Source organism: Streptomyces sp. NPDC006602 (genome assembly GCF_042870385.1).
In the GTDB taxonomy this organism is placed as follows: Bacteria; Actinomycetota; Actinomycetes; order Streptomycetales; family Streptomycetaceae; genus Streptomyces.
The window spans coordinates 147,656-165,386 of sequence record NZ_JBIAHG010000009.1 but is presented as its reverse complement, the minus strand read 5'-3'; the positions used below and the strand labels follow the sequence as shown (position 1 = coordinate 165,386).

General features: G+C 71.9%; 18 protein-coding genes and 3 pseudogenes. 7 read left to right on the top strand and 14 right to left on the bottom strand.

The features are described from left to right. The first annotated feature begins 10 nt into the window (after positions 1-10). Positions 11-994, top strand: a complete 984-nt coding sequence (gene tgmB, locus ACFYO2_RS23795) for an ATP-grasp ribosomal peptide maturase (RefSeq protein WP_388352405.1) — start codon at positions 11-13, stop codon at positions 992-994. A 7-nt stretch (positions 995-1,001) separates the two neighbouring features. Here tgmB and ACFYO2_RS23790 read toward each other — a convergent pair whose 3' ends face one another. Further along, the gene (locus tag ACFYO2_RS23790) at positions 1,002-1,229 is read right to left on the bottom strand and encodes a hypothetical protein (RefSeq protein WP_388352402.1); all 228 of its coding nucleotides are present in this window, start codon (positions 1,227-1,229) and stop codon (positions 1,002-1,004) included. 200 nt (positions 1,230-1,429) lie between these two features. On the opposite strand from ACFYO2_RS23790, the pseudogene ACFYO2_RS23785 reads away from it, so the two are divergent. Beyond that, positions 1,430-1,543: pseudogene (locus ACFYO2_RS23785) on the top strand (AraC family transcriptional regulator); the annotation flags it as partial. A 27-nt stretch (positions 1,544-1,570) separates the two neighbouring features. On the opposite strand, the gene ACFYO2_RS23780 reads toward ACFYO2_RS23785, so the two are convergent. From ACFYO2_RS23780 to ACFYO2_RS23765, 4 genes and pseudogenes are all read right to left on the bottom strand, one after another. Beyond that, entirely contained in the window at positions 1,571-1,828 is a 258-nt protein-coding gene (locus tag ACFYO2_RS23780; RefSeq protein WP_388352399.1) for a DUF5133 domain-containing protein, read from the bottom strand. A 147-nt stretch (positions 1,829-1,975) separates the two neighbouring features. Further along, positions 1,976-2,118 (bottom strand): annotated as a pseudogene (locus ACFYO2_RS23775) (ABC transporter ATP-binding protein); the annotation flags it as partial. Positions 2,119-2,155: 37 nt separating this feature from the next. After that, a complete protein-coding gene (locus tag ACFYO2_RS23770) occupies positions 2,156-2,701 on the bottom strand; it encodes a hypothetical protein (protein ID WP_388352397.1) in 546 nt (181 codons plus the stop codon). Positions 2,702-2,742: 41 nt separating this feature from the next. After that, positions 2,743-3,234: an ATP-binding protein gene (locus ACFYO2_RS23765; RefSeq protein WP_388352394.1), complete on the bottom strand. Its 492-nt coding sequence runs from the start codon at positions 3,232-3,234 to the stop codon at positions 2,743-2,745. 281 nt (positions 3,235-3,515) lie between these two features. Between ACFYO2_RS23765 and ACFYO2_RS23760 the strand changes: the two genes are divergently transcribed. After that, a complete protein-coding gene (locus ACFYO2_RS23760; RefSeq protein ID WP_388352391.1) occupies positions 3,516-3,746 on the top strand; it encodes a DUF397 domain-containing protein in 231 nt (76 codons plus the stop codon). Between the two features lie 108 nt (positions 3,747-3,854). Beyond that, positions 3,855-4,772 (top strand): helix-turn-helix domain-containing protein, encoded by a 918-nt coding sequence (locus tag ACFYO2_RS23755; RefSeq protein WP_388352388.1) that lies wholly within the window; start codon positions 3,855-3,857, stop codon positions 4,770-4,772. 79 nt (positions 4,773-4,851) lie between these two features. Here ACFYO2_RS23755 and ACFYO2_RS23750 read toward each other — a convergent pair whose 3' ends face one another. From ACFYO2_RS23750 to ACFYO2_RS23715, 8 genes are all read right to left on the bottom strand, one after another. Further along, positions 4,852-5,670 (bottom strand): SAM-dependent methyltransferase, encoded by an 819-nt coding sequence (locus ACFYO2_RS23750; protein ID WP_388352384.1) that lies wholly within the window; start codon positions 5,668-5,670, stop codon positions 4,852-4,854. Between the two features lie 124 nt (positions 5,671-5,794). Then, entirely contained in the window at positions 5,795-6,652 is an 858-nt protein-coding gene (locus tag ACFYO2_RS23745; RefSeq protein WP_388352381.1) for an aldo/keto reductase, read from the bottom strand. Positions 6,653-6,836: 184 nt separating this feature from the next. After that, entirely contained in the window at positions 6,837-8,105 is a 1,269-nt protein-coding gene (locus ACFYO2_RS23740; RefSeq protein WP_388352378.1) for an ABC transporter substrate-binding protein, read from the bottom strand. After that, positions 8,102-9,220 carry a branched-chain amino acid ABC transporter permease gene (locus ACFYO2_RS23735; RefSeq protein WP_388352375.1) on the bottom strand — a complete coding sequence of 373 codons (1,119 nt, stop codon included), beginning with the start codon at positions 9,218-9,220 and terminating at the stop codon, positions 8,102-8,104. Before ACFYO2_RS23735 ends, ACFYO2_RS23740 begins: the two co-directional genes overlap by 4 nt. Next, positions 9,213-10,109, bottom strand: a complete 897-nt coding sequence (locus tag ACFYO2_RS23730; protein WP_388352372.1) for a branched-chain amino acid ABC transporter permease — start codon at positions 10,107-10,109, stop codon at positions 9,213-9,215. The genes ACFYO2_RS23735 and ACFYO2_RS23730 overlap by 8 nt, the downstream gene beginning before the upstream one ends. Then, a complete protein-coding gene (locus ACFYO2_RS23725) occupies positions 10,106-10,921 on the bottom strand; it encodes an ABC transporter ATP-binding protein (RefSeq protein WP_388352369.1) in 816 nt (271 codons plus the stop codon). The genes ACFYO2_RS23730 and ACFYO2_RS23725 overlap by 4 nt, the downstream gene beginning before the upstream one ends. Then, positions 10,918-11,760, bottom strand: a complete 843-nt coding sequence (locus ACFYO2_RS23720) for an ABC transporter ATP-binding protein (protein ID WP_388352366.1) — start codon at positions 11,758-11,760, stop codon at positions 10,918-10,920. The genes ACFYO2_RS23725 and ACFYO2_RS23720 overlap by 4 nt, the downstream gene beginning before the upstream one ends. Before the next feature lie 170 nt (positions 11,761-11,930). Next, a complete protein-coding gene (locus tag ACFYO2_RS23715; RefSeq protein ID WP_388352363.1) occupies positions 11,931-13,202 on the bottom strand; it encodes a PucR family transcriptional regulator in 1,272 nt (423 codons plus the stop codon). A gap of 691 nt (positions 13,203-13,893) precedes the next feature. Between ACFYO2_RS23715 and ACFYO2_RS23710 the strand changes: the two genes are divergently transcribed. Both ACFYO2_RS23710 and ACFYO2_RS23705 read left to right on the top strand, forming a co-directional pair. Beyond that, entirely contained in the window at positions 13,894-14,775 is an 882-nt protein-coding gene (locus ACFYO2_RS23710; RefSeq protein ID WP_388352360.1) for a Gfo/Idh/MocA family protein, read from the top strand. 76 nt (positions 14,776-14,851) lie between these two features. Then, a pseudogene (locus ACFYO2_RS23705) lies at positions 14,852-14,962 on the top strand (serine/threonine-protein phosphatase); the annotation flags it as partial. A 76-nt stretch (positions 14,963-15,038) separates the two neighbouring features. On the opposite strand, the gene ACFYO2_RS23700 reads toward ACFYO2_RS23705, so the two are convergent. Then, positions 15,039-17,267, bottom strand: a complete 2,229-nt coding sequence (locus ACFYO2_RS23700; RefSeq protein ID WP_388352357.1) for an MMPL family transporter — start codon at positions 17,265-17,267, stop codon at positions 15,039-15,041. A gap of 215 nt (positions 17,268-17,482) precedes the next feature. On the opposite strand from ACFYO2_RS23700, the gene ACFYO2_RS23695 reads away from it, so the two are divergent. Continuing rightward, complete coding sequence (locus tag ACFYO2_RS23695) at positions 17,483-17,689, top strand: hypothetical protein (protein WP_388352784.1); 207 nt, start codon at positions 17,483-17,485, stop codon at positions 17,687-17,689. The last annotated feature ends 42 nt before the right edge of the window (positions 17,690-17,731 follow it).

The window sequence follows — 17,731 nt, the reverse complement described above, 5'->3', positions numbered from 1 at the left end:
CGCGGCCGAAATGACCGTGTTGATTCTGACCTGTGAAGAGGACGTGACCGCTGACATGGTGGTCGTGCACCTCAACGCGACGGGGGTTCCGGTGGTCCGACTCGACCCTGCCGACCTGGCCGGCGGGGTGGCGCTGTCCGGCGAGTTCGTGCACGGCACGTTCCGCGGCCATCTGTGGTCCGGGGGACGCCTCGTGAGCATCGACGGACTGCGGTCCATCTGGGTGCGCAGGCCGGGGATACCGGCCGCGCGGGCGGTCGCGCCCTCCGCCTGGCTGACCGAGGAGGCCTCACAGGCGCTGTACGGGATGCTCCGGGGCTCGGGCGCGCGCTGGATGAACCATCCCGACGCGGCGCGCCGGGCCCGCCACAAGCCCTGGCAGCTCCGGCTCGCGCAGCGCTGCGGTCTGCCGGTGCCGGCCACGCTCATCACGACGTTTCCGCAGGCCGCCCGCGACTTCGCGGATCGCTACCCGGATCTGGTGGTCAAGCCGGTCTCCGGCGCGCATCCGCAGGACCCGCCCCGGGCGGTGCCGACCAGCCGGGTCGCCCCGGACACCGACTTCGCCGCCGTCGCGTTCGGTCCGACGCTGCTGCAACGGCGGGTCGCCAAACGGGCCGACATCCGCCTGACCGTCGTGGGCGAGCGGTTACTGGCCGCCCGCAAGGCCGTCGCCGAGGGTGCGGACCCCGACGCGGTGGATGTCCGGTTCGCGCCGAACACCGTGCCCTGGTGTCCCGTCGACGTGCCGCCGCGCGTCGCCGGGGCGGTGCGGGCATACGTCAAGGAGGCCGAGCTGGCCTATGGCGCCTTCGACTTGGCGGAGGACGCGGACGGGACGTGGTGGTTCCTGGAGTGCAACCAGTCGGGGCAGTTCGGCTTCGTGGAGGTGGACACGGGCCAGCCGATCGCGCTCGGCGTCGCCGAATGGCTCGCCCACCCCGGCCCGCCGCCGCGGGCCCACGTCGACGGCGCCGATGCGGCGGCGCGCTGAGTACGGATCAGTAGGACCGCGGACCGGGCAGGGCCGCCCGCTGCCAGCCCGCGCCCGGGGCTGCCTGGCGGTCGGTGGGGAGGGAGGAGCCGAGAGAAGGGCCGAGGGAGGACTGCAACGGTCGCATGGCGTACTCCAGCTCCCTGCTCACCCGCTCGGCCTCCCTGCGTACCTGGGCGGGAACGTCGCCGCGCTCAGCGACGAGTCGGTCGTAGATGGGGGAATCCTGGAACACCCGTCAACACGCCTTTCGTGTCACTGCCCATGCACTTGGGCACGGTTGTCGAGTGTAGGCGCCCCGGAACACCGACACACACATTCCGGCGGAGGGCTTGACGTCAGCACCGGTTGCCGTTCTCGGTTCAGGCCCCCGTGGTGGAGCCGCGCCGAACGATCACGAGGACGGTGACGGTCGCCCACAGCAGGTTGAAGATCGGTTCGCCCACCGCGTTCCGCGAACGTTTCCGCCGGGTGGTCGGCGCCACCCCGCAGGCTTGTCGCGCCGCCTTCCACGGAAAGACGGACACCGTCCCGGCGGCGCGCTCCTGAGCCTTCGGCCGCCGGGACGGTACGGCGTCACACGGCCAGCCGCAGACCGTTCTCCCCGTCCGGGTCGGTGGTGTCGACCGGGGCGCGCCCGGCCTCGGCGAGCAGGGTGTCCGCCTTGCCGACCGCGTCGTGGATGTCGGTGGTGCCCATCATCACGCACAGCGTGTAGCTGACGTCCTCCAGTTCACGTGCCGTGGCCTCCCTTTCCCTTTCCGCCTGAGCGATCCGCAGTGATGCGTAGCGAGTCAGCAGCGTCCTGACGACCTTCGGGTCCGGAACGAGCACGTAGCGCCCCTCTCTCGATTTTTCGCTGCGTATGCCCGAACCGCGGAAGAACAATCGTCTTCACCGCCATCGACGGCGCATTTGGCGCGATTTCGTTACGTTCCGACGTGTGACCCGTGTGCGCGGCAACGAGCGGTCCGTGCGCCGTCAGGCGCCCTGGCCGCTGTGCAGTGCCGTGTACGCCCCGTCTGTGCGCAGGGGTTCCGCGTGCGTACCGATCTCCTGGATGCGGCCGTCGCCATCACCACGATGCGGTCCGCGCCGCGCACGGTGGAGAGGCGGTGCAGAACCGGGCCGGCGCCTCCCGGACGGGTGGCGGGCCGGTCGTCACTCGCCGAGCGTGCGGGCCAGTTCCGTGGTCGCCCGGTTGATCTCGGTGTCCTCCTCGGCCATCAGCCGCCGCAGGACGCCGCGCCGCTCACGGACGGCCTGGCGCGCCTCGCGCTCCCACACCACGGGGTTCTCACGGTGGTTGAGCAGCTTGGGGTAGACGGCGGCCGTGCTCTCCCACTGCCGGGCGTCCGCGATGCTCTTGAGGAGCTGGATGATCTCGGCCCGGCAGGTCACGTGGGGAAGCTGGGCGAGTTCCCACAGGAAGGGGACGGTGGCGGCGGTCGCCTGTTCCACCACGAAGCCGTACTGGCAGATGCGCGTCCGCAGGTCGGCGAGGGCGGCCCGGGCGGTCTCGGGGTCGCCCCAGGCGATGCTGCCCAGGAGCAGGGGGATGGCGGCCGCGCAGCCGGTGGAGTCCTGGATGTCCCGCCACGGCACCCGTTCGAGTGCCATGAGGGGCGTGGTCCTGGCCACCCCGGTCGGCGGCATGTGGTGGTCGGTGCGCTCGGTGCTCGGTACGTGCGTCGGAGCGGTGCGCATGGCGTGGGGCCTTTCCGCGGCGGTCATCTCAGGCGGTCATCTCAAGGGGGAGGGCAGATCGACAGCCTGGCCCAGACGGTCTTGCCGGCCGGGGTTCTGAGGGTCCAGCCCCACTCCTCGGCCAGGGCGTCGACGATGCACAGACCTCGGCCGTGCTCCCGCAGGTCGGTGGCGTCGGCGCTGGTGAACTCGGGCACGTTGTCACCCGAGTCGGAGACGGTGAGCATCACATGGGTGGGGTCGAGCAGGAGCCCGAGCCACACGTCCGTCTCGCCCACGGGCGCCCGTGGCACCGCGTGCGCCACGGCGTTGGCGGCGAGTTCGGTGATCACAAGCACCGCGTCGTCGCTGTGGTGGTCGAGGGACCAGCAGCGCAGGGTGTCCCGGGTGAAGGTGCGGGCCAGGGCGAATCCTTCCCCGCTGCATCTGATGCGCAGCGCGGCGGAGTCCGTGGCCTCGCCCGGGGAGGCGAGAGGCAGGGGCGGTTGCGCACCGGGGTCCATCGATCGCGGCCGTGGCGGAAGACCGGTCATGTCCACTCCACCTGCTCCCGGCGCAGCCCGACTCGGCCTTCTGAGCACGTGGTTCGCAGGTGACGACACGGCATCTCCCTGATGCGACGTCAAGACGGGGCGCCTCCCGAGGGGTTGACGCCACAGCTATTATCCACGCTGAAAGCGCCCGCGTGCAATTGCACGAGAAATTGCACGAAATATTGGGTGGGGTGGGAGGGGCCGGTGACATCCGGCCCGGCACCCACCCGGGCAGCCGGGCACAGCGCCCGGCAAGGAACGTGAACAGCAAGGAGAGTGCGGTGCCACCAGTGCAGAACGGAGTGCGGGCGAGCTCGTTGGACGCCCGCTGGATCAAGAGCCGTCACAGCAACGCCGAGGGCAACTGTGTTGAAGTGGCCACTCTGGTCGGCGGGGGCATCGCGGTGCGCAACTCCCGTTTTCCCGACGGGCCGGCGCTCGTCTACACCCCGGCCGAGGTGGCGGCGTTCGTCGCGGGTGCGAAGGAGGGCGAGTTCGACCATCTGCTGTGAGGCCATCGGCCGACAGGGGCCCTCCCTTGCGTGTACGGACGGATGCGCTGCGAGACGACGGGGTGCGATAATGTGGGTCGTCTCTATGCCGGTTCACTGGGAGTCTGGATGTCCGCCGATTCGCAGCGCGTCTCCCGACTCCAGCCGTATCTGGATCGGCCCGAGCCGGCTCCGACCCTGTTGAAGATGCTGGTCGGCGTGCAGTTGGCGGGTTTCCGCGAGGATGCCGGGTTCGCTCAGGACCAGGCGGCGCGGGCTCTTGGGTTCAGTGCGGCGAAGCTGTCCCGCATCGAGTCGGGCAAGGGCCGCAGGCCTCCGGCCCAGAGCGACGTCCGCGCACTGCTGGAGTTGTACGGCACCGAGGACTACGAGGCCTCGGTGCTGCTGAAGTTGCTGCAGCGTGCCGGTGAGCCGGGCTGGTGGCAGCGTTACGACAAGCGGCTGATGCCCGAGTGGTTCGACCGTCTGGTCGGCCTCCAGGAGGCGGCCGCGGCGATCCGTACGTTCGAGATCCAGTACGTTCCCGGCCTGTTGCAGACCCCGGGCTACACCCGGGCGGTCGTCGAGCGTGGTCTGCCCGCCGCGGCGTCCGCCGAGGTCAGGCGGCGTGTGGAACTGCGCACCCGGCGGGCGGAGTTGCTGCTGCGCGCGGACGCCCCGCAGCTGTGGGCGGTCATCGACGAGTCGGCTCTGCTGCGGGTCATGGGCAGCAAGGACGTGATGCGGGAGCAGCTCAGGCATCTCGTGAAGATGGCCCAGCGGCCCAATGTGACCGTACAGATCGTGCCGTTGGACGTCACGAACGCCTCGGCACCGTCCATCCCGATCACTTATCTGCGCTTCGGCGGCCTGGATCTGCCCGACGTCGTCTATCTCGAACACATCAAGAGCGCGAACTTCCTCGAGGACCAGGACGAGACCGAGGAGTACCGGCTGGCGCTGGACCGGCTTGCCGACGAGGCGCTCCAACCGCGAGCCTCGCTGGAGCTGCTGCGCGAGACGATGAAGCAGCGCTACGGCGGATGAGGCCGGACATCGCATGGCGACGCCCCTCACGAGGAGATCTCGTGAGGGGCGTTCCCTTTGTCCCTTGCGGCCTGCCGGACTAGCGGACGCGGCCCACGCCGCCGAACTCGATCCACTCGTGGGTGAGCTGGCGGGGCGCCACCTCGGAGTCCGGGCGCCAGGTGGAGACCTCCACCAGGCCGGGGTCGAGGACGTCCAGGCCCTCGAACCACTCGGCGACGTCCTTCTCCTCACGCACCCGGCCCCAGTGGCCCTGGGTCGCCTGGTCCATGAAGTCGGTGACGAACTTACGGACCTCGGGGTCCTCGCTGACCAGCTGGCACATCACCAGGTAGCTGCCGGGCGCCAGCCGTTCGGCCACGCGGCGGGCCACCGCCGGGGGTCCGTCCGTCTCGCTGTCGGGGATGCAGTGCATCACCGAGTTGAAGAGCACGGCGACCGGCTGGTCGAAGTCGATCAGGCGCTGTGTCTCGGGGTGCGAGAAGATCGCGTCCGTCTCCCGCATGTCCGCGTGGATGACGGCGGTGCGCTCGTCCTGCTCCAGCAGGGCGCGGCCGTGAACCAGCACCATCGGGTCGTTGTCGACGTAGACCACGTGCGTGTCCGGGTCGATGCGCTGGGCGACCTGGTGGACGTTGTCCTGGGTGGGCAGGCCGGAGCCGTGGTCCAGGAACTGCCGGATGCCGTGCTCCGCCGCCAGCGTCCTGACGACCCGCTGGAGGAAACGCCTGTTGTTCACGGCCAGCCGGCGTGTACTGGGAACGACCTTGTCGAGTTCCTCGCACGCCGCCCGGTCGGCAGCGTAGTTGTCCTTGCCGCCCAGGTAGTGGTCGTACATGCGCGCGGCTGTGGGTACCGTCGCGTCGATCGACGTGGACAGCTTGTTACCGGTATCCATCTTTCCCCCAGCTTCGTGCCACGCCAACTGGCCCGGCAGGACAGGGAGTCCATCCTAGAGACCCGACGTTCACGGATGCCAGTCCATGCGCGTTTCCCGGGCTCAGAGCGTGTGACACCGGCTCTCAGGCGGCGTCCAGTTCCGCGAGCTCGTCCGCGGTCAGGACGAGGTCGACGGCGGTGGCCGAGTCGCGGATCGTCTCGGGGCGGCTCGCGCCCGGGATGGGAACGACGACCGGCGACTTGGCGAGCATCCAGGCCAGGCACACCCGCTGCGGGCTCACCCCGCGCGCATGCGCGATCCTCGCGAACGGGGCGTGGGCGGAGCCCAGTTCACCGGCTCGGGAGATGCCGCCGAGCGGGCTCCAGGGCAGGAAGGCGATGCCGAGTTCGTCGCACAGGCGCAGTTCCGGCTCGCTGGAGCGGAAGGCCGGCGAGAACTGGTTCTGCACGGCGACCAGTCGGCCACCGAGGATCTCATTGGCCAGCGCGATCTGCTGCGGGTCGGCGTTGGAGATCCCCGCCATGCGGATCTTCCCCTCGTCGAGGAGGTCCCGGATCGCGCCGATGGACTCCGCGTAGGGCACCCTCGGGTCGGGGCGGTGGAACTGGTAGAGCCCGATGGCCTCCACGCCGAGCCGGCGCAGCGAGGCCTCGCAGGCGTCCTTGAGGTGCCGGGGGCTGCCGTCCAGCGTCCAGCTCCCGTCGCCGGGGCGCAGGTGCCCGCCCTTGGTGGCGACCAGGACGTCCCCGCCCCGGTCGTGGGAGGCGAGGGCCTTGGCGATCAGCGTCTCGTTGTGTCCGACCTCGTCGGCGCCCCGGTGGTAGGCGTCCGCGGTGTCGATCAGCGTCACGCCGGCGTCGAGGGCCGCGTGGATCGTGGCGAGGGAACGGGCCTCGTCCGGCCGGCCCTCGATCGACATGGGCATCGCGCCCAGACCGATCGCGCTGACTTCGACGTCACCGATGCGGCGAGTGTGCATGGGATGTTGACCTCTTTCGGCTGTCGCGCGGTACCGATGGCGTCCGGCGCGCCGGACGGGTGTGCGCGGCGGCGCCGGACGCCCTCCAGCGTCGCCGGACCGACCCCCGAAGGTCCAATAGGAGAACGAGAACGGATTCAGCAGCCGGGCCGCTGAATCCGTTCTCAGTAGGAGCGCGAGGTCATCAGTCGCGCGACGCCAGATACTCCTCGACTCCGGGAGCGCGGTGCGCGTCCTCCACACCCACCAGTCCGCCGGCCGCCTTGGGGTCGGGCTTCAGCACGTAGGTGGACAGGCTCGCGGGCCGTGCCACGTCGGAGAAGTCCAGCGGTGAGCCGAGGCCCGTGTCGGCGTTCTTCTGTGCGCGGTGCGCCTTGACCACGTCCTCCCTGGCCAGGCTGCCCGCCGCGCAGGCCTTCTTCAGGTCGGCGCCCAGGAGTTGGGCGGCGTTGTACCCGGACAGGACGCCGGAGTCGACCGGGGAGCCGGGGTACTTCTTCTTGTACGCGGCGACCATGCGGCGCACGGCGGGCAGGTCGGAGCTGACGGCCGGGGCGGAACTCACCACGTTCAGCATGCCCTCCAGCGCGGCCGCCGCGGGCGTCTTCATGAGCTGGGGTGCGAAGCCCGGGGCGCTGCTGACGATCGGCACGCGCAGCCCGCGGGAGGCCGCCACCCCGGTCAGGGAGGCCGTCTGGGCCGGCCCCGCACTGATCAGGACCGCCTTCACGCCCGCCTTGCGCAGCGCGGACACCTGCGCGGACAGGTCCGTGTCGGTCGCCTTGATCTTCTGGCCGACGACCTTCAGCCCCGCGCGCCCCGCGGCCCAGCGGGAGCCCTCAAGTGCGTTGGCCCCGTAGTCGCCCTCGAAGTACACGTGGCCGATCGTGTCGCCCTTGCGCAGTCCCTTCGTGCGGGTGAGGAAGTCGACGGCGGCGATCATGTCGACGTCGTAGGTGGTGCCGAGGACCTGCACGGAGTCCTTGCCGAGGAGGGAGGCCGCCCAGGCCTGCGGGAAGGTCAGCAGCCGGTCGCGCTCGATGTCGTCGAGGAGCGCGGCGACGACGGGCGATCCGACGACCTGCGGCAGCGCCACCACGTCCGCCGAGATGTCGGCGTACGCGGCGACGGCCTTCTGTACGTCGTAGCCGTGGTCCTTGACGACGATCTCGATCTTCCGGCCGCAGATGCCGTCCTTGGCGTTGGTCTCGTCGGCCCACATCTTCTGGGCCTGCACGATGCTCTTGCCGAGGGAGGCGTAGGGGCCGGTCAGGTCGGTGAGCGCGCCCAGTCTGACCGTGCTGTCGGTGACGCCGGGGCCCGTCTTCACGCCGTCGGCGCCGTCGCCGGTGCTCTGGTCGCCGGCCTTGGAGCTGCAGCCCGCCATCAGCAGGGCTACGGCCGCGGCGGTGGCGATCCCGGTAAGGCGGTTCCTGTGGTGCTTGACGTTCACGGGGTGTGCTCCTTGGTTCGTACGGCTGGGGTGGGTTCCCGGGACGAAGTCGCGGTGGCGGGTGGACGTTTCGGGGGGCGCCTGGTGCGCAGGCGCCGGGTCAGCCCGCGCAGTCCGTCGGGCGTGTACAGCAGGACCAGGACGATCGCCGTGCCGTAGAGGTAGCGGGCCGCCTCGGTCGGGCCGACCACGCCGTCCGTCGCCCCCGGTGCCGTCACCAGCGGCAGTTGGTCGGCGTAGCGGGTCATGAGCAGTGGCAGCGCGGTGACGAAGACGGCTCCCGCGGTGGCTCCGGCCACGGAGCCGAGGCCGCCGATGACGATCATGGCGAGGTAGTCGACGGAGAGCGCCAGGGCGAAGTAGTCGGGCACGACCCGGCGGAAGGCGAGTGCCAGCAGCACTCCCGCCAGGCCCGCGTACATCGAGGACACGACGAATGCCGCCGAGCGGTACCGGGCCACGTGAACGCCCATCACCGCGGCCGCGGTCTCGCTGTCGCGCAGCGCCGTCAGCGCACGGCCGGGGCGTCCGCGCAGCAGGCCGCGTGCCGTGAACCAGGTGAGGGCGAACAGGGCCAGCCCGAGGTACCAAAGCCTTTCAGCGGACCCGAACGGCACGCCGAGCAGGACGAGCTGTGGATCACTGTCGGTGAAGCCCGGCAGCGGTGGGACCGAGCGGCCGTTGAAGCCGCCGGTGACGGAGTCCGCGGTCAGCAGGACGTGGTGGCCGAGGAAGACGAGCGCGAGGGTGGCGACGCCCAGGTAGATGCCGCGCACCCGGCCGGCGACCGGACTGAACAGTCCGCCCGCGGCTCCGGCGAGGAGCACCGCCAGGACGAGGGCGAGCGCGGGTGGCAGCCCCGGTCCGGGATCGCCCGCCAGCCACACGTATCCGTACGCCCCCACGGCGAGGAAGAAGGCGTGGCCGAGGGAGAGCTGTCCGGCGGTGCCGGTCAGCAGGCCGAGGCCGACGGCGCCGATGGCGGCCGCCAGGGAGAACAGGCCGATGCGCAGCCAGAAGGCGTCCAGGTAGAAGGGCAGGACGCAGAGGAGGACGAGGGGAAGGGCTCTCCTTCCCCAGTGCAGCGCCCGGGTGCGGGCCGTGGGCTCAGACACGTGCCGCTCCTTTCGCGCCGAACAGTCCGGTGGGCCGTACGAGGAGCACCAGCACCATCACGGCGTACGGGGCGACGTCGCCGAAGCCCTCGCCCAGGACGTGCAGTTCGGACTGGTATCCGACGACGAAGGCCTCGGTCAGGCCGATCAGCACGCTGCCGGCCAGGGCACCGCCCGGTGAGGCCATGCCGCCGAGGATCGCGGCGGGGAATGCCTTGAGGGCGATCTGGCCTGTGGCGCGCTCCAGTCCGGGCGCCGGGAAGGCGACGAGGAAGACCGCGGCCAGGGCGGCCAGGGCGCCCGCCAGGCACCAGGCGAGGGTGCGCACCCGCGTCAGCCGTACGCCCATGAGGGCGGCCGCCTCCAGGTCCTCGGCCGCCGCCCGCAGGGACAGCCCCCAGGCGGTGAACCGGAAGAGGGCGAAGACCGCGCCGATGACCACGGCGGACACGACGATCGCGGCCAGCCGGCTGTCCGCCACGGTCACCGGACCGAGTTCGTGCACCGAGTCGCCCCAGGGGTCGCCGAGGGACAGCAGGTCGCCGCCGATGCGCCGGGACAGGTCGGTGACCAGCACGATGTCGACGCCGATGGTCACGATGGTCTGCACGTGGGCGGCCTGCGGGTCCGGCTCGCCGCGCTGCAGCAGGAAGCGGTCGAGCGCTCCGGCCACGGCCGCCGTCACCACCACGGACAGGGCCAGGGCGCCGGCGAAGCCGAGGTCGTCGTGCAGGACGGCGGTGAGATAGCCGCCGAGCAGGAGCAGGGAGCCGTGGGCGAAGTTCAGCACGCCCGACGCCTTGAAGATGACGACGAAGCCGAGGGCCACGAGGGCGTAGACCGAGCCGAGGGCGAGGCCGCTGAGGAGGTTGTCGAGGAGGGAGGTCATGCCACGTCCTCCTGCGGGGTCTCGGTGCCGAGGTAGGCGCGCAGCACCTCGGGGTCGCTGCGGACCTCGTCGGGCGTTCCGTGGGCGATGCGACGGCCGAAGTCGAGGACGGTGACCTCGTCGGCGAGGCGCATGACCAGGCCCATGTCGTGTTCCACGAGGACGACGGACAGGCCGAGCTCGGCCCGGACGTCCCGGACGGTCTCGGCGGTGCGGGCGCGTTCGGCGGCGTTCATGCCGGCCACGGGCTCGTCGAGCAGCAGCACGCTCGGTTCCAGGCACAGGGCGCGGGCGAACTCCACCCGCTTGCGGTCGCCGTACGACAGCAGCGCCACCGGCGTGTCGAAGTGCCGTTCCAGGCCGGTGAGTTCGGCGATCTCGCGGGCCTTGGCGAGGTGCTCCCGCTGTTCGCGCAGGGCCCGTGGCAGGCGCAGGGCGCTCGCCGTGAAGCCCGCACGGGAGTGCACGTGCCGGCCGAGCATGAGGTTGTCTGCGACGGTTCCCTCCGTGGTGACGATGTTCTGGAACGTCCGTGCCACGCCGAGGGCCGCGATCCGGTGCGGGGCGAGCCGGGTCAGTTCCGCCTCGCCGAGCCGGACGGTGCCGGCGGCGGGCCGGCACAGGCCGGACAGGACGTTGAAGCAGGTGGACTTGCCGGCCCCGTTGGGTCCGATGAGCGCGTGCACCGACCCCGGGGAGACGGTGAAGGACACGTCGTCGAGCGCGGTGAGCCCGGCGAAGCGCACGGTGACGTCCTCCACGCACAGCTCGGGGGGCTCGGTGGCTTGCGGGCGCGGTGCGGAGGTGCTCACGCGACCCCCTGGCCGGCGTCGGACGGGTGGTCGGTGCCTGCGCCTGCGCCTGCGCCGGCCTTGGTGCCTGGGCCGGTCTGCTCGCCGAGGTAGAGGTGTCGCACCGCGTCGGTGCGGGCGAGTTCGTCGGCGGGCCCGGACAGCCGGATCTCCCCCACCTCCAGGACGTGCGCGTGGTCCGCGAGCGAGAGCGCCATGCCGGCGTTCTGTTCGACCAGCAGCACCGCCGTGCCCTGGGCGTTGATCTCACGGACGACCTCGGCGATCCGGTGCACCATCTGCGGAGCGAGGCCGAGCGAGGGTTCGTCGAGCAGCAGCAGTCGGGGGGCCGCCATCAGTGCGCGGCCGATGGCCAGCATCTGCTGTTCTCCCCCGGAGAGCAGACCTGCGGCCTGGTGGGTGCGCTCGGCGAGCCGGGGAAAGAGGGTGAACACCCGCTCCCGGCCCTCGCGCACCAGTGCCGGGCTGCGCCGGCCGAGACCGAGGCCGCCGCTGCGCAGGTTCTCGTCGACGGTGAGCCCGGCGAAGACCCGCCTGCCCTCGGGCACCTGGACGACTCCGGCGCGTACCGCTGCGACGGGGTCCCGGCCGTCGAGCTGGGCGTCGCCGTAGCGGATCCGGCCGCCCGTGATCGCCCCGCGGTGCAGCCGGAGGGTGCCCGACACCGCACGCAGCAGGGTCGTCTTGCCGGCGCCGTTGGCGCCGAGCAGGGTGACGACGCCGCCGTGCGGGACGGTCAGTGACACGGAGCGGAGAGCGGACAGGGCCCGGCCGTAGGTGACGTCGAGATCCTCGACGTGCAGCGCGGCGCGTTCCTCGTCCGGTGGGCTTGCGGGCATCGCGGCTCCTCGGATCCGTGCCGGGCGGCACGGTCTGCGGGTGAAGGGAGCTCACGACAGCACGGGCGTCTGCCGCCGGTACAGGCCCCAGGGCCCGGTCGCTGCGCCGTCCCAGTGCCCGCCCGGCGAGCCTGTGCGGATGCCCAGGAGGTACGGGGACGGCGGCGTCCTCAGTCGCGCAGCAGCCGGCGGGCGGTGAGGGCCAGGCTGATCTCCACCACGTCCGTGGGGCGGGCCAGCGAACGTCCCGTCAGCTGCTCACAGCGGCGCAGCCGGTTCAGCACGGTGTTGCGGTGGCAGTAGAGCCGCTCGCCGGCCCGCTGCGCGGAACCGTCGCAGGCCAGCCAGGTGGCCAGGGTCTCCAGCAGCACGTCCCGGTCCCCCGGCTCCAGGCACAGCAGCGCGCCGAGCACCCGGTCGGCGAGGGCCCTGCCGAGTTCCGGACTGGAGACGACGAGGGCGGCGGGAAGGTGATCGGCCAGCCGGACCGCGCCGCCGCCCTCAGGACAGATGCCGAGCGCTGTGTCGGCCTGCCTGCGGGCGTCACCGATGCCCGCCAGCCCTTCGACGACACCGCCGACGCCGATCCTGGCCCCCGCCGCGGGGCCCTCCGGCCGGGGCGCGGGCTCCGGCGGGCCGCCGGCCCCGACCAGGACGATTCCGTAGTCCACCTCCACGCCCGTGAGCCAGTGGACGCGCAGGCCGTCGGGCACGGCCGCGCACCGGGCGGCGGCACATCCGGACGGGTCCTCGCCGGCGACGGCCACGACGGCGTACCGCCCGTGTTCGGGCAGGTCCAGCACCTGGGCGGCCTCGGGCAGGTCCGCGATGCGGCTGGTGCCCTCGAGCAGGGCGGCGACCAGCAGCCGTACCCGGTTCTCGCGCCGCCAGGTCAGCTGCCGCTCGACCTGCCGGTAGGCGTCCGCCACGAGCGTGCAGTGCTCGTCGACGAAGTTCCAGACGTCGGACGCCACGTGGACCAGGAGGCGCACGTCCTCGGGAGCGGTCCGGGAGGTCTCCTCCACGAGCCCCTGCCACACCAGCGACCCGCCCAGGCGGAACGCGTGCAACAGGGCGTCCAGCGGCAGCCCCTGCTCGGCGCGGGTGGCGCCGATCTTCCACGAGCAGCGGCGGGCCGCGTCCCGGGCGCTGCGGGGGTCGAGCAGCGAAGTCACGCTGTGTCGCAGCGACCGCTGTACTTCCTGCCAGGTCCCGACGGGGTCGCTCTCCAGCGCGGACCGATAGCCCGGCTCCTGCTCCTGCAGGGCGGCCACCAGCTGATCGGTCAGGTCGGGCAGGTCGTCCAGCAGCACCCGGGCGGCGCGGTGCAGGACGCGCAAGGCATCGGCGTCGATCAACGACCGCACGCGCCGGGTGCGCGACTGCGGAACGGGCACCGGTCCAGGGCGGAGCGCTGTTCGTGGCCGTACGGCGTGGTGCATCACGGTCCTCCACGTTCGGCGGGGTGGCAGCGCGCTCGCGGCGGAACCCTTGCGGGTCCACGGCCCTTTCCGCGGCGCCTGCCACCCGAGTCGTCCTGCCTCGAAGGATGGCATACCGTCCGGTCGGTCCCTAGGGTCGTGCATCGGTCGATTCCCTCCGTTCGGTCAAGCGCGCCGGTAGACCGGGACGATGTACCGCTCCGCCGGGTTCGGTCCGTTCATCGTCGGCACGGTCCTTGTAGCCGTGGCTGAGAGGCAGAAGCCGCAGGTCCGACGGGGTGGACGGCTTGTGCCGGTGCCCAGCGTTCCCGGTCGGGGCCCTTGCACCGGCACAATGCCGCAGGCGCCGTCAGGAACCCGTGCGGGCATGGTCGCCGTCCGCGCCGACGATCATGGGGATCGGTTGGATTGATCTCCGTCCGTGGCGGGCCGCCCGGCCGGGCCACGGCACCCGCGGGTGTGCCACACCGGCGGGCGCCGTCGGCTGCCGCCCCTGCCGCTGTCGGCCGGCGGGCGGCTCCGGAGCGGGGGCCGGCGATGTCACCGGTCTCGTGACGGCGCCGCTTCCCGTCGGCCGAGCAGCGCCCTGGGCGGCTTGCACGTCCGGACGGTCCGTGTGGCACGCTCACCCCGACGGGTCGGGCGTCCGGCACGGTCGTGACGAGCTCGTACGGCATGGAGAGGCGACGGCATGCGCATCGGACTGCTCGGAACCGGGCCCTGGGCCCGGATGGCCCACGCCCCCGCTCTCGGCGGGCACGACGGGCTGGACTTCGTCGGGGTGTGGGGCCGTCGTACCGACGCGGCCAAGGAGGTGGCCGACCTGCACGACACGCGTGCCTACGACGATGTCGACGCGCTGTTCGCCGACGTGGACGCCGTGGCCGTGGCGCTGCCCCCGGCCGTGCAGGCCGGGCTCGCGGTGCGGGCGGCGCGGGCGGGGTGTCATCTGCTGCTGGACAAGCCCCTTGCCGCGACCGTGGAGGAGGGGCGGGCGGTGGTCGAGGCCGTCGAGGCGGCCGGCGTCGCCTCGGTCGTCTTCTTCACGACGCGCTTCCAGTCGGAGACCGAGACGTGGCTCGCCGAACAGGCCGGCGCGCAGGGCTGGTTCACCGGGCGGGCCGAGTGGCTGGGATCGGTGTTCGCCGGTGACAGCCCCTTCGCGGACTCGCCGTGGCGGCGGGAGAAGGGCGCCCTGTGGGACGTGGGCCCGCATGCGCTGTCCGTGCTGCTGCCGGTTCTCGGCGACGTCCGGCGAGTGGCGGCGGCCGCGCACGGCCCGGGCGACACCGTGCACCTGGTCCTCGACCACGCGGGCGGCGCGTCGAGCGCGCTGACGCTGAGTCTCACGGCACCGCCCGCGGCGGGGGGAGCCGTCGTGGAGCTGAGGGGCGAGGCCGGGGTGACCCGCCTCCCGGAGAGCTCCGAGGGGGTCCTCACCGCCCTCTCCCGGGCCGCGGACGCCCTGGTCGACGCCGCCCGCACCGGCCGTCCGCATCCGTGCGACGCCGGGTTCGGACTGCGGGTCACCGAGATCCTCGCGGCGGCCGAAGCGGTGCTGGACGCCGGCTGACCCACAGCCGGGGGCGCCCGCTCACCGCCGTGCTCGGCGCCGGGTTCAACCGCTCGACCCTGCTGAGCGCGCCCGCGAGCGGTCCGTGGCTCAGGCCGCGCAGCACGCCGTGATGTCGCCTCTGCCGCCCTGCGTGGGGCCCGTGCGGTGTGCGGGTCTGTACCGGGCGGCGCAGCGCGGGACGCTGGGGTACAGCAGGGCCCTGCACGACGACGTCACGATGCTCGTCCTGGCACCCGGGCGGCGGGAGAGTCCCTGAAGTCTCAGGTCCGCTCGTGCCGCCCCTCGGTGTCGATGTGCGGCAGGATCCGGTCGAGCGGCCGGGGTGTCCACCAGGCGTGCCGTCCCAGCAGGGTCATCACCGCGGGGACCATCAGCAGGCGTACGACGGTGGCGTCGATGAGCACGCTCACCGCCAGGCCGAGCCCCAGCATCTTCACCACGATGTTGTCGCTGACGATGAAGGCCGCGAAGACGCTCACCATGATCAGCGCGGCGCAGGTGATGACCCGTGCGGTGATCTCCAGCGCGTGGGCGACCGAGGCCTTGGCGTCGCCGGTGCGCAGCCAGGCCTCGTGGACGCGGGAGAGCAGGAAGATCTCGTAGTCCATGCTGAGGCCGAAGATGATCGCGAACATCATCATCGGCACGTAGCTCTCGATGGGCACCTTTCCGGAGACGCCCAGCGCGGGCCCGCCCCAGCCCCACTGGAAGACGGCGACGACGACACCGTACGACGCGGTGATGGAGAGCACGTTGAGGACGGCCGCCTTGAGCGCGACGAGCAGGCCGCGGAAGACGATGAGGATGATCAGGAAGGACAGGGCGACGACGACGCCGATGATCAGGGGCAGCCGGCTCGCGACGATGTCCCGGAAGTCGACCTGCGCGGCGGTCGTCCCGGTGACGTAGCCCTCGGCTTTCGTGCCGGAGACCGCGTCGGGCAGGGTGTCGTCGACGAGACGGTTGGCCAGGGCGGTGGTGTCGGCGTTCTGCGGGGACTTCTTGGAGTAGACCGTGGCGATGAGGACGTCGCCGTCCTGGGTGGCTGTCAGCGGGGTGACCGTGGCGGCACCGGCGACGGCGTTGAGGTCCTTCTGTGCCGTGGAGCTGAGGGCGTCGCGTTGTGACGACGGTACGGCGGTCTGGTCGATGACGACGGTGAGGGGGCCGTTGGAGCCGGGTCCGAAGGCGTCGGTCATCAGGTCGTAGGCCCGCCGGTCGGTGAAGGACGTGGGGTCGGCGCCGTCGCCGATGTGGCCGAGCTGGATGGACAGGACCGGGATGGCGAGGATGACGACGGCCGAGACGCCCGCGGCCAGGTAGCGCCACGGCCGCCGCCCGACCCGCTGGGCGTAGCGGTGCCAGGTGCCCTCGGACACGGCGCCCGCTGCGGCGTCGGTCTCGGCGACGGGGCGCCGCACCCGGTAGCGGTCGATGCGGCTGCCGATCAGGCCCAGCAGGGCCGGAACCAGGGTCAGCGCGCCCAGCACGGCCGAGACGACCGTCACGGCGGCGGCCACCCCGAGTTTGCTGATGAACGACACCCCGGACGCGGACAACCCGGCGAGGGCGACGATCACCGTGCACCCGGAGACCAGGACGGCGCGCCCGCTGGTGGCGGCGGCCTGCCCCGCGGACCGGACGGGATCCTTGCCGTCCATGAGGTTCTGCCGGTGCCGCGTGATCAGGAACAGGGCGTAGTCGATGCCGACGCCGAGCCCGATCATCGTGGCCAGGGTCGGCGAGACGGTGGCGAAGCTGAAGGCGGCGGCGAGCAGGCCGAGGCAGGCCAGTCCGCCGACGACGCCGATCAGCGCGGTCAGCAGGGGCAGCCCGGCGGCGAGGACGCTGCCGAAGCCGATCAGCAGGACGACGATCGCCACCGCGAAGCCGATCAGTTCGCTCACCCGGTCGTCGGCGGCCGGCCGGGCCAGTTCGCCGAGCGGTCCGCCGTACTCGACGTCGGCGCCGGCCGCGCGGAGCGGCTGGACGGCGTCGTCGACCCCGTCGAGGTAGCCGTCACCGAGAGTGGAGGGCTGGACGTCGAACCGGACGGTGATGTACGCCGTCTTTCCGTCCGACGAGAGCGGGCCGACGTCTCCCGACGTGGCGGACAGCGGGTTCTGGACGGCGAGGACGTGCGGCAGTTTCTGCAGGTCGCCGACGGTTGTGGACATCTGCGAGCTCAGCGAGGTCAGGGGTGCCTTCCCGTCGTGCAGGACGACCTGGCTGCTGTAGCCGCCCGCCGCCGGGTCGTGCTTCTTCAGCACGTCCAGTCCCTGCGTGGACTGCACGCCGGGGAGGGAGAAGTTGTCGGAGTAGGTGCCGCCGTGGACATGGTTCAGGACCTGCAGCGCCGCCAGGACCACGAACCAGGCCACGATGACGATCACGAAATGGCGTGCGCTCCACTCCCCCAGCCGCCGCAGTGCCCCCGGAGCGGCGGTCGCCACCCCCGCTTCCGCCTCGCTGGTGCGCGTTGGTGACATGACCCTGCTTTCCCCGTCGTCCGAGTTGCCCGATACGCCCATTAGACGCCCGGGTGATCTTCCGGGCATCCCGGGGCGTCGGGTGGCCGCACGTCCTGGAGCCGGCTCCGCGGTCCCTCGGGATGCAGGGTGCGCGCGGGCGTTGAATGGTGATATCGGGACCGGTGAGGGAAACCGGGACTGAGGAACCATCCGGATCCGAGGGAGCAGACATGATGCCGACGTCACAACCCGACGCGACCGGGCCGTCCGAGGACCGTGTCACCCCGGACGCGCTGCTCCACGCCCGCACCGGCACGGATGTGTCACCCGAGGACGTGGTGCTCGCCTCGGGCAAGGACCTCACCCCGCGCACCCTGGAATGGGCCCGGCGCAAGCTGGAGACGGAGGGCCCGGCCGCACTGGACAAGCTGCTGCCGTAGCCGGCACGCGGCACCGGACGCCCGCGGGGGCGAGTCGTCGTG